Raw genomic sequence first — 13,842 nt, forward strand, 5'->3', positions numbered from 1 at the left:
TGGGTGCCGCAGATAACCCATATAGAGGAAGCTACACAACGAATCAAAGCCGAGGCCATTCGCCTCGGCTTCTCTGCTTGTGGCATAGCACGTGCTGAGGCGGCACCCAAGGCTCTCTACGAGGGCTATGAGGCTTGGCTAGCCCAAGGCTTCAATGGCGAGATGAGCTATCTAGAGCGTAATGCCGACCCAAGGCAAGATCCTAGAGTGTTGGTGCCGGGTACTCGCTCGCTGATTGTTGTGGCGATGAACTATTACCCCCACACCTTTCAGCCTGCACACCTACCACAGTTTGCCTACTATGCCTATGGCCGTGACTATCACAAGGTGGTCAAGAAGCGGCTCGATCAGCTACTTGCTTTTATCAAACGAGAGATTGCCCTAGAGGTTTCGGGTCGGGCTTTCTCAGATTCGGCACCCATACTAGAGCGCTATTGGGCACATCAGGCAGGCCTAGGGTGGATTGGCAAGAATGGTCTTCTGATCATTCCCAAAGCAGGGAGCTTCTTTTTCCTCGGAGAGCTTCTGGTTGATATAGATTTACTTCCCGATGAACCAATGTCGAGCCGCTGTGGAGCTTGTACACGTTGCCTCGATAGCTGTCCTACTAAGGCTCTACTTGCCCCGGGGGTGATGGATGCCCGTCGTTGTATCAGCTATCTAACCATTGAGCAGCATGGTGAGATTCCGCAGGAGCTGTCCGAACTTATGGGGGCGAGAATCTACGGGTGTGATGCGTGCCAAACTTGCTGTCCGTGGAATCGCTTTGCACGGCCCTCGGAGGTTGAGGACTTCCGTATTCGTCCGCACCTCTTGTCGCTCGATGTCGAAAGGCTCGAGCTAATGGAACAAGAGGAGTTCGACATTCAGTTTGCAGGCCAAGCCATTCGCCGTGCAGGGCTCTCTGGGCTCAAGCGTAGCCTTAGGGCTATTCGTCGCAACCTGCCTCAGTAGTATTAGTAAGTACTGCGCCTCGCCCTTTATAGTAAGGCATAGTGCCGATTTCGCAGTCTATCTGTATGTTCGTACCTTTGTGGGCATATACTTTTATAAATCAAGATATAGAAATGAAGGCTAAAGACTATGTATTCTCGCTGGATATGAAGGTGAGGGACTATGAATGTGATCTGCAAGGTGTCGTTAATAATGCCAACTACCAAAGGTATATGGAGCACACACGCCACGAGTTTTGGGAGAGTCTAGGGGCAAACTTTGGCGATATGCACGATGCTGGGCTAGATGCTTTCGTCTATAAGGTAACCATCACCTACCGTAAATCTCTGCGTAGTGGCGATCGCTTTCGCTCGGCTCTGAGCTGTCGTATGAAGTCGCCTAAGCTCATCTTTGATCAAGACATTCTATTCGAAGACGGCACTGTGGCGGCACATGGCGAGGTAGAGGTTGTCGCTGTTCAGGACGGTGTCATCACTCGTGGCGAATACTTCGACAACCTGCTCAAGGATATACTCAAAAAAGACTAATCACTCCCTTACTTTCTCCTATAGCTTATGGCCAAGAAGCACGTTGAGACGCCATTGATGCAGCAGTATTATCGCATCAAGGACCAACATCCTGATGCGATTCTGCTCTTTAGGGTGGGCGACTTCTACGAAACATTCGCAGAGGATGCGGTCGATGCCTCTGAGATACTGGGCATCACGCTCACACGTCGTGCCAATGGTGCGGCTCAGTTCGTCGAGCTTGCGGGCTTCCCACATCATGCGCTAGACAACTATCTGCCCAAACTCGTGCGCTCGGGTAGGAGAGTGGCTATATGCGATCAGCTAGAGGATCCCAAGCAGACGAAAAAGCTCGTCAAGCGAGGCATTACAGAGCTCGTCACGCCCGGCCTAGTTATGGGGGACAATGTACTCAAGCACAAGGAAAATAATTATCTGGCAGCAGTCTATCTCTCGAGCGATGGCCAAGCAGGTCTGGCGCTGCTAGACATCTCTACGGGCGAGTTCCTCTGTTCGGAGGGGACGATAGACCATATCGACAAGCTTATCGAGAGCTATCAACCCAAAGAGCTACTCGTCGAGCGCAAACAGCGCAGGCAAGTCAATCAGTGCCTCAACTTCGGCCATCTGATCTTCGAGCTAGACGATTGGTCCTTCTCCATTGAGAATAATCGTACTCGTCTGCTCACGCACTTTGGCGTACAGAGCCTCAAAGGCTTCGGAGCTGAGCATCTGACCTTGGCGATTGCCTCGGCAGGGGCTATTTTAAGTTATCTAGAGCTTACTAGCCATCTCAAGACCGGTCATATCACCACGCTCCGCTGTATCGATCGCTCGGGCTTCATGCGTCTAGACTCCTTTACACTTAGAAGTCTAGAGATCATTCAGCCGATGAATCAGAGCGAGGGTAAGAGCTTGCTCGACATCATAGATTTTACTCGGACGCCGATGGGAGGGCGCCTGCTGCGTCGTTGGTTGGCTTTCCCGCTTATTGATAGGCAGAGCATCGAGATGCGTCAGCTCATCGTAGCCGATCTGCTAGAGTCTGCCGAGCTTCGTGAGCAGGTTATAGGGCTTTTGAGCTCGATCGGCGACCTCGAACGCCTTGTTTCTAAAGCCGCTGTAGGCCGTATTGGTCCGAGAGAAGTCAATCAGATGCAGGCTTCGCTCACTTCGCTTGCTCAGGTACGTGAGCTCTGTATGTCTAGCCCATACGATCATCTGCGCAAATTGGCCGAGCGGATAGACCCATGTACTGGAGTCTGTGCGATGATTGACCAAACCCTGATGCCAGATGCGCCTATTGCTCTAGGCCGTGGAGCCGTCATTGCCGATGGCGTAGATGCCGAGCTAGATGAGCTGCGTAGCCTCTCCTCTGGTGGTAAGGACTACTTGGTCCAGATCCAGCAACGGGAGAGTAAGCGCACCGGGATTCCAAATCTCAAGATCTCATTCAACAATGTCTTCGGTTACTTCCTTGAGGTGCGCAATACGCACAAGGATCGCGTGCCCGAAGACTGGATACGCAAGCAAACATTGGTCAATGCCGAGCGATACATCATGCCCGAGCTCAAGGAGTATGAGGAGAAGATACTTGGAGCTGAGGGACGCATCGCCATCATTGAGAGCCGAATCTTCGGCGAACTTATCCAAGAGCTCTCTCGCCATGTGCAGACAATCCAGCTCAATAGTCAGATTGCTGCACGCCTAGACTGCTTGGCTTCGTTTGCCGAGGCCGCTCGTCGCTATGGATATGTGCGCCCAGTGCTGGACGATAGTACAGTCATTGACATCAAAAGTGGTCGCCACCCCGTCATCGAGCGGCAGCTACCTCTAGGGCAGAGCTACATTCCCAATGATGTTTATCTCGACGACGAAGAAACGCAGATCATCGTCATCACGGGGCCGAATATGAGTGGTAAGAGTGCTCTACTGCGTCAGACGGCCTTAATTACGCTCTTGGCCCAAGTGGGAGCTTTCGTACCAGCCGACTCGGCACGCATAGGTATTGTGGACGCAATCTTCACTCGTGTAGGTGCGTCGGACAACATTTCCCGAGGCGAATCGACCTTCATGGTGGAGATGCAGGAGGCATCGAGCATTTTGAATAACCTCACTCCTCGAAGCCTTGTCCTATTCGATGAGCTAGGACGTGGGACGAGTACGTACGACGGTATCTCGATCGCATGGAGCATTATCGAGTATCTGCACGAGAATGCCGCAGGCAAGGCCAAAACTCTCTTTGCCACTCATTACCATGAGTTGAATGATCTGGAGAGCCGTCTGCTCAGAGTAAAAAACTTCAACGTTTCGGCACGTGAAATAGACGGTAAGATGCTCTTCTTGCGTAAGCTCGTCCCCGGAGGCAGTGAGCACAGCTTCGGGATACAGGTGGCCAAGCTCGGCGGTATGCCACTCTCTATCGTAGAGCGTGCATCCGATATTCTAACGCAGCTAGAGAGGGAGCATCAGGGAGTAGGGCAGACAGACACGGAGCAGTTGGCCAAGAATGTTGGTGCCAAGCCTAAGAAAAAGGTTGATGCAGAGCCAACGAATTTGACGGGTGTACAGATGAGTTTCTTTCAACTAGACGATCCAGTGCTATCGCAGATCCGAGAGGCTCTGCTCAAGGTGGACATCAATCACCTGACACCGCTAGAGGCTCTGAATAAACTCAGCGAGATACAGGGCTTGATCAAGATGAAATAGTACTCGCAGGGAGGCAATATCCGAGCAGGTATGTCGTCAATTTGATTGGCGCATACCTGCTTTTTTGTTCAGAAGCGCAATCTTTTGGATAACTTTGTGCCAATTGGAAAGCCAGTACTTGAAGCCTCCGTGCCCAGTTCCTGCAGATAGATATTCAGAATAATGAACATTATCACCTACAACGTCAATGGCCTGCGTGCAGCCATCGCCAAAGGCTTGCTCAATTGGTTTGAGCAAACATCGCCCGATGTGGTCTGTCTGCAAGAGATCAAGCTACAGCCTGATCAGCTCGACACCGAGCAATTCGCTCGCCTAGGCTACCATGTGATCTTGCATTCGGCGGAGCGCAAAGGTTATAGCGGGGTGGCACTACTGAGCAAGCGCAAACCCGACTATGTCGTTTGTGGGATAGGGGAGCAGGAGTTCGACTGCGAAGGGCGAGTAATCAGGGCTGACTTTGGCGACCTTACCGTCATCTGTGTCTATCACCCTTCAGGCTCGAGTGGCGCAGAGCGTATCGCCTATAAGATGCGCTTCCACAAGGTTTGGCAACGCTACATACAGCAGCTGGCTCTAGAGCGAGCACAGCTACTGATCTGTGGGGACTTCAATATCGCTCATCAGCCTATCGACATTCACGACCCTGTACGCAATGCCAAGGTCAGTGGCTTCCTCCCCGAGGAGAGAGCTTGGCTGACGGAGTTCCTCTCCGAGGGCTATACGGATGCGTGGCGATACCTCAACCCAGACCTACAAGCCTACTCGTGGTGGAGCTACAGAGCCAATGCCAAGGCTAGCAACAAAGGTTGGCGCATCGACTACTGCCTACTATCGGCGAGCCTATTGCCTCGTCTGTGCTCTGCTCGACTGCTCTCGGAGGTTGCCTATAGCGACCACTGCCCGCTGGAGGTTTTGCTAAAACAATGACAAGAACAACAATACGATATGGAACATCAATCATCTATGTACGAGCGCACCCAAGTCTTTTGGGAGTGGTTCGTCGCCAACGAAGCTACCCTTAGGCGCAACGTCAAGAAACCTCCCAAGCGAGGCCCGACAGCCGAGCAAAAAATCAATCGGGAGCTATCCAAAATCCATTCGGATCTAAGGGCCTACGTGCGTATCCCCTCGGATTTGCTACTAATCCAAAATGAATACCCCAGTGGAGCATATCTGCTATCCCTCGAGCTTGGAGAGCATAGGTATCCCTACTACATCGGGGTGCTGATGTTTCTCAGCTTTCCTGCCTCTAAGCTCGAGAAGTGGCTGATGCTAACCGAGGGTATGCTCGCACACGTGGAGCTACCATCTCTAGATGTTTGGGAACCATCGGGGCTGAAGGCTGCCTTCAGTCCAGACGATCCTACGGTGCTGTTGATTCGACCAAACGAAGGGTTTGAGGCCAATACCTTGCAGGGTAAGGCTGCCATTAGGGCGACTATCGACTATTTCTTCGGCGAAACGCTGCGTGTGCTCTATTTGAGCGATGTACAGGTAGGCGAATTTCCTGAGGTAGAGATGGACTCGATCTTTTCTTTGTTCTCCAAGTATCACTTCGACAGCGAAGAGAAACTACGTGTCCCTTTCGATCCCTACCACAATCTCTGCCACTACTCGTTTGGCGATGATCTAGCCCTTGAGCGACGTGATGGCACAACTCCCTATCCAGCCCTGATTGACGAGGCTCTAGGTCAGTCCCCCAAGCACGATACCAATGAGCTGATGCGTGCAGGGATCAAGTTTGTCAGTCTACGTCTAAGCTACCCCCTCGACCCAGAGGAGGGCGAGCGCCTCTCCTCTCGTCTATTCTACTCTTTGCGAGCACATATATTAGAGTCGCTCTTACCCGTGGGTAAATGTGTGGGCGGAGAGCATGGGGATATCTATCATTTGGATCTATTGGTCGCAGATGAGGTTAAATTCATGGAGGCTCTCGCCGAGGTAGCCCCACAGATCCCCATAGATATTGATTTGATTGACCATACCAAGAAGACCAATCAGCTACGTCGCCTCTATAGCACCGATCGGTTTACCATGGAGCAGCTCAATGAGCTCAATGCCCCTCCCTCGATCATCATCAGTCGCTACAAGAGCCTGCCCAAGAGTGAGCAGGGGGACTGGCAGATGCGTATGATCTATGGTCGTGCACTCAACAATGCTCAGGACTTCGATGCGGCTCGCACGGTGCTCGAACGCTGCGTTGAGGAGCAGCCAGACTCAGGCTTGGCCGTCTACCGACTAGGCTATACTTACACCTACATTGAGCCAAAGGAACCTGTTTTGAGCGAGCTGATGCAGTATAGAAACCGAGCCATAGAGCTCTTTGAGCGTATGTATCGCCTAGGCTATCGCCCCAGTGAGGCTGCTGCTTACCTTGCTCAACTACACTTCCGCTACGCACCTAAGGGAGAGCAGAGCTACTTCATTGGGCAGGAATACCTCGCTCAGGCCAAGGAAGCGCCAGAGATCTACGAGCGCTATGCCGATTGGTTTCTAGATACACCCGAGCCACTCTCTATAGACCAGTACGAGGAGATAGAGAGTAAGCTAACCCCAATCTTGGGTGAGGTGAAGTTTAAGATGCGCATCTCCCAGCAGGGCGGCCAGTACTATCAGATCCTTTGGTTTGCGCCCTCGCCTACACTGCCCTGCCACCTTATCATGAGCCTCGGTACATCGACCATGCTGCTGAGCAACTCAGATACTCTCTCGCCTCTGGGAGGGCGTATAGAGTTTTGCATCGCATTACCAGCCGATACGGTCGTTACCCCTGAGCTAATCAGAAACACGCCGTGGTACGTACAAGCATTGCTCAAGCTCAATACGTACATCATCAACAACCAAGACTGCTCTATCGAGGAGAGTGATTGTATTGATTTCGCACCAGATTCGGTGGACGAAGTTGGGCTATTTACGGGCGTATATTTCAGAGGGCTCAAGGGCATCACACGTAGGCATAAGCAGCTTAGCCCGCTAACTCTGTCTACGGGCGAGCAGATCTTTTTCATGTCTGTTACCCCAATCTATGCGGAGGAGTTAGATTTGATCGTCACAGGAACCAAAAAGTCGATCAAGGAGGCTGGTATTATGGCTCTGTCGCCTATTTACGATCCTGAGCGAGAGAATCTCTGTCAGCCCAATAGGCAGTCTACAGATGGCGATGTCTACGACTGGAGCAGCCTGTTCTCTCAAGATGAAATCCTCCCGAGCTAGGGAAATTTGTCATAAATCAATAGGTAGGGTTTGTGGCAAATTCACCTTTGGCGTAGCCTTTCGTTTTAGGGAATAGGTGTATAGCTCTACCTCTTGTAGAGGGGATAGGTCTTGGCGGGTAGAATTTAGATTTTCGTTCATTTTTCAGAATGTTGTTGGGAAACCACTAGAGCGAGCAGGCGAAAAAGCACAAACCTCGTATTTGGCCTCTAGCGGGCTCTAGATGGAGTCTGATCTCGCTTGGGGACCCACCTCCAGCCAAGTGAAAATAACCGCCCTAAACAAGGGGATTGTAATCAGCTAATAGCCAGATGTATAAAACATACATCTGGCTAATTTTATGCTTTCGTGTCGCCTTTTTGGAGATTTCTTCCCATCAATCTTCTCGGATTAGTAGACACATCGCCGAGGATTAGCCCACCAATCCGAAAAAGTCTTCCTATTAATTTGCTCAACAGTGGCCTCAATCGCCCAAAACCTCTCTGCCGTCCGTCCCGATTTAGACCCAATTTGTTTACGGTTCTTAACATAAAAGAAGTAATAGCACCCCTAAACCTTTTTAGCTTGTAGCGACGCTGCGTGCTGTGTCGCCGTGGTTAGTTGGAATTGATCCCACTAGCCTATCGCTCCGATTTTGATAGATGTGGCTCGAGTATTCGGCTAGGGTTTGTCTAGCCCACACGACTTTTTTACCTTTGTCCCCCAATATCGTAGAGGGCTAGTGGCTAGATCATCTCCACCAAATCTACCCGTTACAAGCATAGTAACTATCTATTATTATACATTTATGTTTTCCATTTTTGTTGTTTTCGGTGCTTTCTTCGCCGTTAGACTGATGACGCTTGCGATTTCTATACGCAACGAAAAGCGCCTCATCTCACTAGGAGCCAAACAGTATGGAGCCAAAAATTCGCTTCTACTAACACTCGCCCACACGGCCTACTACATCGCAGCCCTAGTAGAGGCCTATCTCAGAGGTACTGCGCTAGATGGGACTTCGTATGCAGGCATTGGCGTGATGCTATTTGCCTATGCGATGCTCTTCTATGTAATCTACTGCCTTAGAGATATCTGGACGGTTAAGGTCTATATCGCTCCTAATCATCGCATCGAGCGTAGCCTGCTCTTCCGTGTGGTACGCCACCCCAACTACTTCCTCAACATCATCCCCGAGCTCATTGGGGTTGCTCTACTTTGCCACTCATGGTACACACTTGCCATTGGTTTACCTATCTACTGTATCATCTTGGCTAAGCGTATTCGCATCGAGTCGGAGGCTATGAAAGCCCTCTGGTAAGCAAAAAACATCTAGACCAAAAAGCTCTAGATATTAGAAGATTAAATGGCGAACTCATAAGGAGTTCGCCATTTTTGTCTAGACGGGTATTGCAAATTCGCAGAAAAGTAGTACCTTTGCATCGGGTAAGTCCCATACGACCAGCTCCCTTTGACTCCCCCAGGGTTTGATCGCAGCAAGGGTATTAGGTCGTAGCGGTGCGATATGGATCGCTTACCCTCCTGCCTCTTTAGCTCAGTTGGCCAGAGCACGTGATTTGTAATCTCGGGGTCGTTGGTTCGAATCCGACAAGAGGCTCAAAAGAAAAGACCGTTTACTACTTCAGTAGACGGTCTTCTTTTTTGTATATCCCCGAGGGCCATCAGCAAGCACTACTACAAGTGCTTATTATGTCGCCGAGCATCTATACCAAGGAAAATGAAAAGCAAAAAGCTGAAGCCCCACAGAGAAGAGCCTCCATAGCTAAAGAATGGTAGCGGAATGCCGATCACTGGAATTAGGCCAATAACCATACCCACATTGATGAAGAGGTGAAAGAGCAGAATAGAGGCTACCGAATAGCCATATACACGCCCAAAAGTAGAGGTCTGACGCTCGGCAAGTGCCGCTAGACGTAGAATGAGTGTGCCGTAAAGCAGAAGCAGGAGTGTTGTCCCGACAAAGCCTTTTTCCTCGCCCACGGTGCAGAGTATGAAGTCCGTATCCTGCTCGGGTACATAGTTGAGCTTAGTTTGTGTCCCCTCTAGGAAACCTTTGCCCCATAGTCCGCCCGAGCCGATGGCGATCTTAGACTGATCTACGTTGTAGCCTTTGCCTCGTAGGTCGTTCTCTATCCCGAGGGCAACTTTGATGCGCACCTGCTGGTGTGGCTCAAGGATCTCATCGAAGACATAACTCGTCGAGTAGAAGAAGCCGAGAGAGCCTAGGGCGAAGCCTGCTATCAGTAAATAACGAGAGAGATATTGGCTGAGTGATAGATAGAGCAGATAGCCGATAAGCGTAGCCAAGAGCCCTAGAGTAAGCCAAGAGAGATCGAAGGGGTAGAGATAGAGATTTACTAGGAGGCCAACAAGCTGCAGTAGGGCTCCAGCAGCGCCAATCTTTAGTACGAGCGGGAGCATACGTTTGCCATAGATAGCAAGCATGCCGAGGGTAAAGAGCTGCACAGCATTACCCACGACGAGCACATCGGCTCGAGTGGTATTGCCAAGCCAAAGGACACCATCAAGTACTAGAGCCCCGACAAAGTAGACTACGGCAGAGAAGCCTAGACCCATAAACAGCCCCGAGAAACCCTCTCGATAGAGGGCTAAAAAGAGAGCGAAGAAAACCAAGGCCGAGCCCGTTTCGCTCTGGGCAAGGATCATTAGGATAGGGATAAAAATAATCCCTATTAGCGTGGCGTAGCTACGGAAAGAATTGATCTCGAAACCATACTTATTGCATTGCCAAGCGAGGACAAGTGCAGTGGCAACCTTGGCGAACTCTGCTGGCTGTAGACGCAGAGGACCTATGACTAACCATGAGTGCGAGCCTTTGATGTCGGGGGCGACAAAGATCGTCACCAGCAGAAGCCCCAGCATTAGCAGGTAGAATATGGGAGCTCCCTCCTCAAAGATCCTAGGATTGACCATGAGTACGGCGAAAGCAATCACCAAACCCAGCCCCATCCATATAAGCTGCATCATCGGGCGGCTACCAGCAGCGACCAGTTCGGTTGCATCGAAGCTATAGGTTGCACCACAGATTGCAAACCACCCCGCTATGATTAGGATCAAGTAGAGGGCGATAGTAAACCAGTCAATCGACTTCCAGAGAGATTCGTTGCGCTTAGAGCCCATTGTAGTACGAGATTGATGTCCGTTTCATTTCGCCTGCTATGGCTAAGGCCGTTTCGGAGAGTTTGCCCTCTCGTAGGTAGTGCTCCATCATCACACGGCCGATAGGTACGCCAAATCGGGCTCCAAAGCCTCCATTCTCCACATAAACCCCGATGGCGATGCGTGGATTTTGGCGTGGTGCGAAGCCAATGAAAGCGGAGTGGTCCTTACCATGCGGATTCTCTGCGGTACCAGTCTTGCCACAAACCTCAATCTCTCCGGGGGCGAAGTTCGCTGCTCGACAAGTACCAGAAGTTACAGCCATAGCCATACCCTGCACCACATACTCCCACTGCTCAGCAGTGACAGACGAGTGCCTAAGAGCAGTATAAGCGGTGTCTAGAGGCGACCCGGAGAGGCGCTGTACCACATGGGGCCTACGCCACGACCCACGACCTGCGATGATTGCCGCCAAGTTGGCCATCTGTAGAGGTGTGGAGAGGATCTCACCCTGCCCGATAGAGATTGAGATGATAGTACTAGAGTTCCAGCCGTTGGGATAAGCCTTGTCGTAGACCTTGTGGTTGGGGATATAGCCACGCTTCTCTCCGCTGAGGTCTATACCCGTTGGGTAGCCGAAGCCAAGCGATACGATATGATGCTTCCATGCCTCGAAGGCTTCCTGTATATTGGGGTAGCGATCTCTATTGTCTAGCAAGAAGTGCATACCCCAGCAGTAGTAGCTATTGCAAGAGGTGGCCAATGAGTAGATCAGCGCAGGTGATGGGGCATGTGGGTGACATCGTGGACGACCTCTGAGGCGAGGATAGCCACCAACACAGCTAAGTGGTGTCTGAGGCATCAGTACTCTCTCGGCGAGAAATATGCCTGCTTGGGCGGGCTTGAAGGTCGAGCCCGGGGGATAGGTCCCCATAATAGCACGGTTGAATAGAGGCTTCCCCGGCACTTCTTCAAGCAGTCGATGCTGCTCGCCCTTGTCTTTGCCAGCCAGTAGGGCTGGGTCGAAAGTGGGTGAGGTCACCAGCGCTAGTACCTCGCCAGTTTTGGGTTCGATTGCTACTATGGCACCACGTTTACCCTGCATGAGCTCTTCGCCCAGAGCCTGCAGATCGCTGTCGATCGAGAGGTAGAGGTCTTGCCCATTGACGGGCTGAGTATCATCTTGGCCAGCATTATGCCGGCCTTTGATGCGGCCACGAGAGTCCCTAAGTAGGATTTCTCGCCCCTTGATACCTCTGAGAGCTTTGTCGTAGAAGCGCTCAATGCCACTCTTGCCCACATAGTCGCCAGCGACAAGTGCACTGTCTCGCTCTAGGTCGTAGGGGCTTGCCTCTCCAAGATAGCCTAGAATGTGTGCAGCATGGTGATAGTCGTACTGGCGTACTGTACGGCTCTGAATATGAAATCCGGGGAATTTGTAGAGTTGTTCTTGGAAACGCCCGACCTCTTCGGGCTCAAGCTGAGAGATGAGTAGTTGAGCCGTATAGGGCGAGTAGCCTCGGTTTCGTCGACGATCCTTGACTTGCTCCAGTTTGGCGGCTAGCTCCTCACGAGGCATACCGATTACCTCTGCCAACTTGGTCGTATCGAGCTTATGGCGTGCCTCATTCATCGTCACCATCAGGTCGTAAGCAGGACGATTGGCAACGAGGAGCTTGCCACGACGATCGTAGATGACGCCACGGGAGGGGTGAATGGATTTGATGTAATAGGCATTGTTTTCTGCACGCTCCTTGTAACCATCGCTTAGGATTTGCAGATAGAAGAGGCGGGCTATATAGATCAGGATAATCGCTATAGTAATGGCGATGAAAAGAATCCGCCGACTATAAAACTTATCATTGACCATGACCCGGACGTGGTTGGAGACGAATAGAGAAGAAGAAGAGGACGATGAGCGCCAGAACCATGGAGTATAGCCAGCCAGCTCCCAAGCGAATGAGCAGGAAAGGCAGGTCGAAGTACTGACCTGCATCTAGCAGATACAGCACCACGTGGTGTAGGGTCATCAGCTCGACGAGCAAAAGAATAGATCCGCCTTTGAGAGTATCGTACAGAGGGAGTAGATAGTCGGGCATATTCTTGTCTAGCATTGGCTTGACTAGATAGTAGCGCAGGAAGCCAACGAAGGTCAGAGCCGAGGCATGCAACCCGGGTGTTATACCGAGGATGTCAATCATAGAGCCTAGAGCGAAGCCAATCAGCGTGAGTGCCGTAGGCTTCAGACGAATAGGCAAAAGTAGCAGCAGGACAGGGTAGACGTATGGTGTAGCTACACGGTAGAGCGCTATGGGACTGAGCACCCACACCTGTAGAGCAATGATCAGCAAGCTCATCAAGATGAAGCGAAGCCAAGTACTATTCATCTGGTAAAGCAGTTTTCTCTAGTTCCTGAGCCTCGCTCATTGGTGGAACTAGCAGTACATAAACATAGCTCAAACGCTCAAAGTCGGTCGCTAGACGGATGCGGTAAGTGCCGAAAGCTGTTTCTGCTCCCTCTACGCCCTCGGTATCACTCTGCTCTACGATGCCGACCATAAGTCCCTCGGGATAGACATAGGAGTAGCCACTCGTCTGTACCGTATCGCCAGCCTCGACCTCGGCATGTAGGGGTAATCCGCCTAGGATAACGGGGGCATTGAGCCCCTGAGCACTGAGCGTCCCCCGATATTCTTTGCCTTTGAGCGAGCAGCTGAGCTTGAGCTTGGAGTTGATCACTGGGATTACGACTGCATAGTGCTTCGAAGCCTGCATGACAGTACCCATGACGCCGTGTTCGCTCATCACAGCCATGTCGGCACGTATGCCGTCTTGCTCTCCTCGGTTGATGATGTAGTAGAGATCGCCTGTCCTATTGACCAGATTAACGATACGAGCCGTCACGACCTCTCGACGGGTCATGCCCTGTAGGTTGTAGAGCAGGCTGTCGGGGAGATTGCCCTCTGCTTGGGCGTCGCTGACGGCACGTTTGAGGGCAATATAGTCATGCTCTAGACGAGCCTTCTCCTGCAGGAGCAGTTCGTTCTTGCGTCTAAGGTCTAGGTAGCTCCGCCCCTCGGTCATCCACTCATTGAGGTGTCCAACAGCCATATTGGTCGCGTAGATCGATACACTGCGACGATACAGCCCATCATTCATCAGTAGCAACAAAGCGATCGCCTGAAGCACGAGCCACAGGAACCAATGTTTGTGCGCAATGATGAAGTCGATGAGCTTATTCACTAGCGGACGAATTTAATAGGGCGAGCCTGCGTCATAAATCCAACAGAGGAGATTTACGGCACAGACTCTAGGGTAACTTGATAGACAGAAAACGCACAAC

The 13,842-nt window shown here is 51.4% G+C and carries 10 protein-coding genes and 1 tRNA gene; 7 read left to right on the plus strand and 4 right to left on the minus strand.

Annotation, left to right across the window (positions count from 1 at the left end):
* Positions 1-3: 3 nt before the first annotated feature.
* From queG to HQ48_RS00705, 7 genes are all read left to right on the plus strand, one after another.
* Positions 4-954, plus strand: a complete 951-nt coding sequence (gene queG, locus HQ48_RS00675) for a tRNA epoxyqueuosine(34) reductase QueG (RefSeq protein WP_052408895.1) — start codon at positions 4-6, stop codon at positions 952-954.
* Positions 955-1,067: 113 nt separating this feature from the next.
* Positions 1,068-1,481, plus strand: coding sequence for a thioesterase family protein (locus tag HQ48_RS00680; protein ID WP_044187953.1), 414 nt, complete (start codon positions 1,068-1,070; stop codon positions 1,479-1,481).
* Between the two features lie 27 nt (positions 1,482-1,508).
* Positions 1,509-4,169, plus strand: a complete 2,661-nt coding sequence (mutS, locus tag HQ48_RS00685; RefSeq protein WP_044231227.1) for a DNA mismatch repair protein MutS — start codon at positions 1,509-1,511, stop codon at positions 4,167-4,169.
* A gap of 162 nt (positions 4,170-4,331) precedes the next feature.
* Complete coding sequence (locus tag HQ48_RS00690) at positions 4,332-5,096, plus strand: exodeoxyribonuclease III (protein ID WP_044231228.1); 765 nt, start codon at positions 4,332-4,334, stop codon at positions 5,094-5,096.
* Positions 5,097-5,114: 18 nt separating this feature from the next.
* Positions 5,115-7,382, plus strand: coding sequence for a suppressor of fused domain protein (locus HQ48_RS00695; RefSeq protein ID WP_081969667.1), 2,268 nt, complete (start codon positions 5,115-5,117; stop codon positions 7,380-7,382).
* A 787-nt stretch (positions 7,383-8,169) separates the two neighbouring features.
* On the plus strand, positions 8,170-8,679 hold the full coding sequence (locus HQ48_RS00700) for an isoprenylcysteine carboxyl methyltransferase family protein (protein WP_044231231.1): 510 nt from the start codon (positions 8,170-8,172) through the stop codon (positions 8,677-8,679).
* 223 nt (positions 8,680-8,902) lie between these two features.
* Positions 8,903-8,976 (plus strand) — tRNA-Thr (locus HQ48_RS00705).
* Positions 8,977-9,053: 77 nt separating this feature from the next.
* On the opposite strand, the gene rodA is transcribed toward HQ48_RS00705, so the two are convergent.
* The 4 genes from rodA to mreC are packed head-to-tail and all read right to left on the minus strand — an operon-like array spanning position 9,054 to position 13,742.
* Positions 9,054-10,520, minus strand: a complete 1,467-nt coding sequence (gene rodA / locus HQ48_RS00710) for a rod shape-determining protein RodA (protein ID WP_044231232.1) — start codon at positions 10,518-10,520, stop codon at positions 9,054-9,056.
* On the minus strand, positions 10,510-12,369 hold the full coding sequence (gene mrdA, locus HQ48_RS00715; protein WP_044231233.1) for a penicillin-binding protein 2: 1,860 nt from the start codon (positions 12,367-12,369) through the stop codon (positions 10,510-10,512). The genes rodA and mrdA overlap by 11 nt, the downstream gene beginning before the upstream one ends.
* Entirely contained in the window at positions 12,359-12,886 is a 528-nt protein-coding gene (locus HQ48_RS00720) for a hypothetical protein (RefSeq protein WP_044231235.1), read from the minus strand. Before HQ48_RS00720 ends, mrdA begins: the two co-directional genes overlap by 11 nt.
* The gene (gene mreC, locus HQ48_RS00725) at positions 12,879-13,742 is read right to left on the minus strand and encodes a rod shape-determining protein MreC (RefSeq protein WP_044231236.1); all 864 of its coding nucleotides are present in this window, start codon (positions 13,740-13,742) and stop codon (positions 12,879-12,881) included. Before mreC ends, HQ48_RS00720 begins: the two co-directional genes overlap by 8 nt.
* Between the last annotated feature and the right edge of the window lie 100 nt (positions 13,743-13,842).

This window comes from Porphyromonas sp. COT-290 OH3588 (genome assembly GCF_000769075.1).
Taxonomy (GTDB): Bacteria; Bacteroidota; Bacteroidia; order Bacteroidales; family Porphyromonadaceae; genus Porphyromonas.

Excerpts from the sequence above, each read along its gene's own strand:
- mutS (WP_044231227.1), top strand. The coding sequence starts at position 1,509 with ATGGCCAAGAAGCACGTTGAGACGCCATTGATGCAGCAGTATTATCGC.
- HQ48_RS00680 (WP_044187953.1), top strand. The coding sequence starts at position 1,068 with ATGAAGGCTAAAGACTATGTATTCTCGCTGGATATGAAGGTGAGGGAC.
- HQ48_RS00720 (WP_044231235.1), bottom strand. The coding sequence starts at position 12,886 with ATGAATAGTACTTGGCTTCGCTTCATCTTGATGAGCTTGCTGATCATT.
- HQ48_RS00700 (WP_044231231.1), top strand. The coding sequence starts at position 8,170 with ATGTTTTCCATTTTTGTTGTTTTCGGTGCTTTCTTCGCCGTTAGACTG.
- HQ48_RS00690 (WP_044231228.1), top strand. The coding sequence starts at position 4,332 with ATGAACATTATCACCTACAACGTCAATGGCCTGCGTGCAGCCATCGCC.
- HQ48_RS00695 (WP_081969667.1), top strand. The coding sequence starts at position 5,115 with ATGGAACATCAATCATCTATGTACGAGCGCACCCAAGTCTTTTGGGAG.
- rodA (WP_044231232.1), bottom strand. The coding sequence starts at position 10,520 with ATGGGCTCTAAGCGCAACGAATCTCTCTGGAAGTCGATTGACTGGTTT.
- mrdA (WP_044231233.1), bottom strand. The coding sequence starts at position 12,369 with ATGGTCAATGATAAGTTTTATAGTCGGCGGATTCTTTTCATCGCCATT.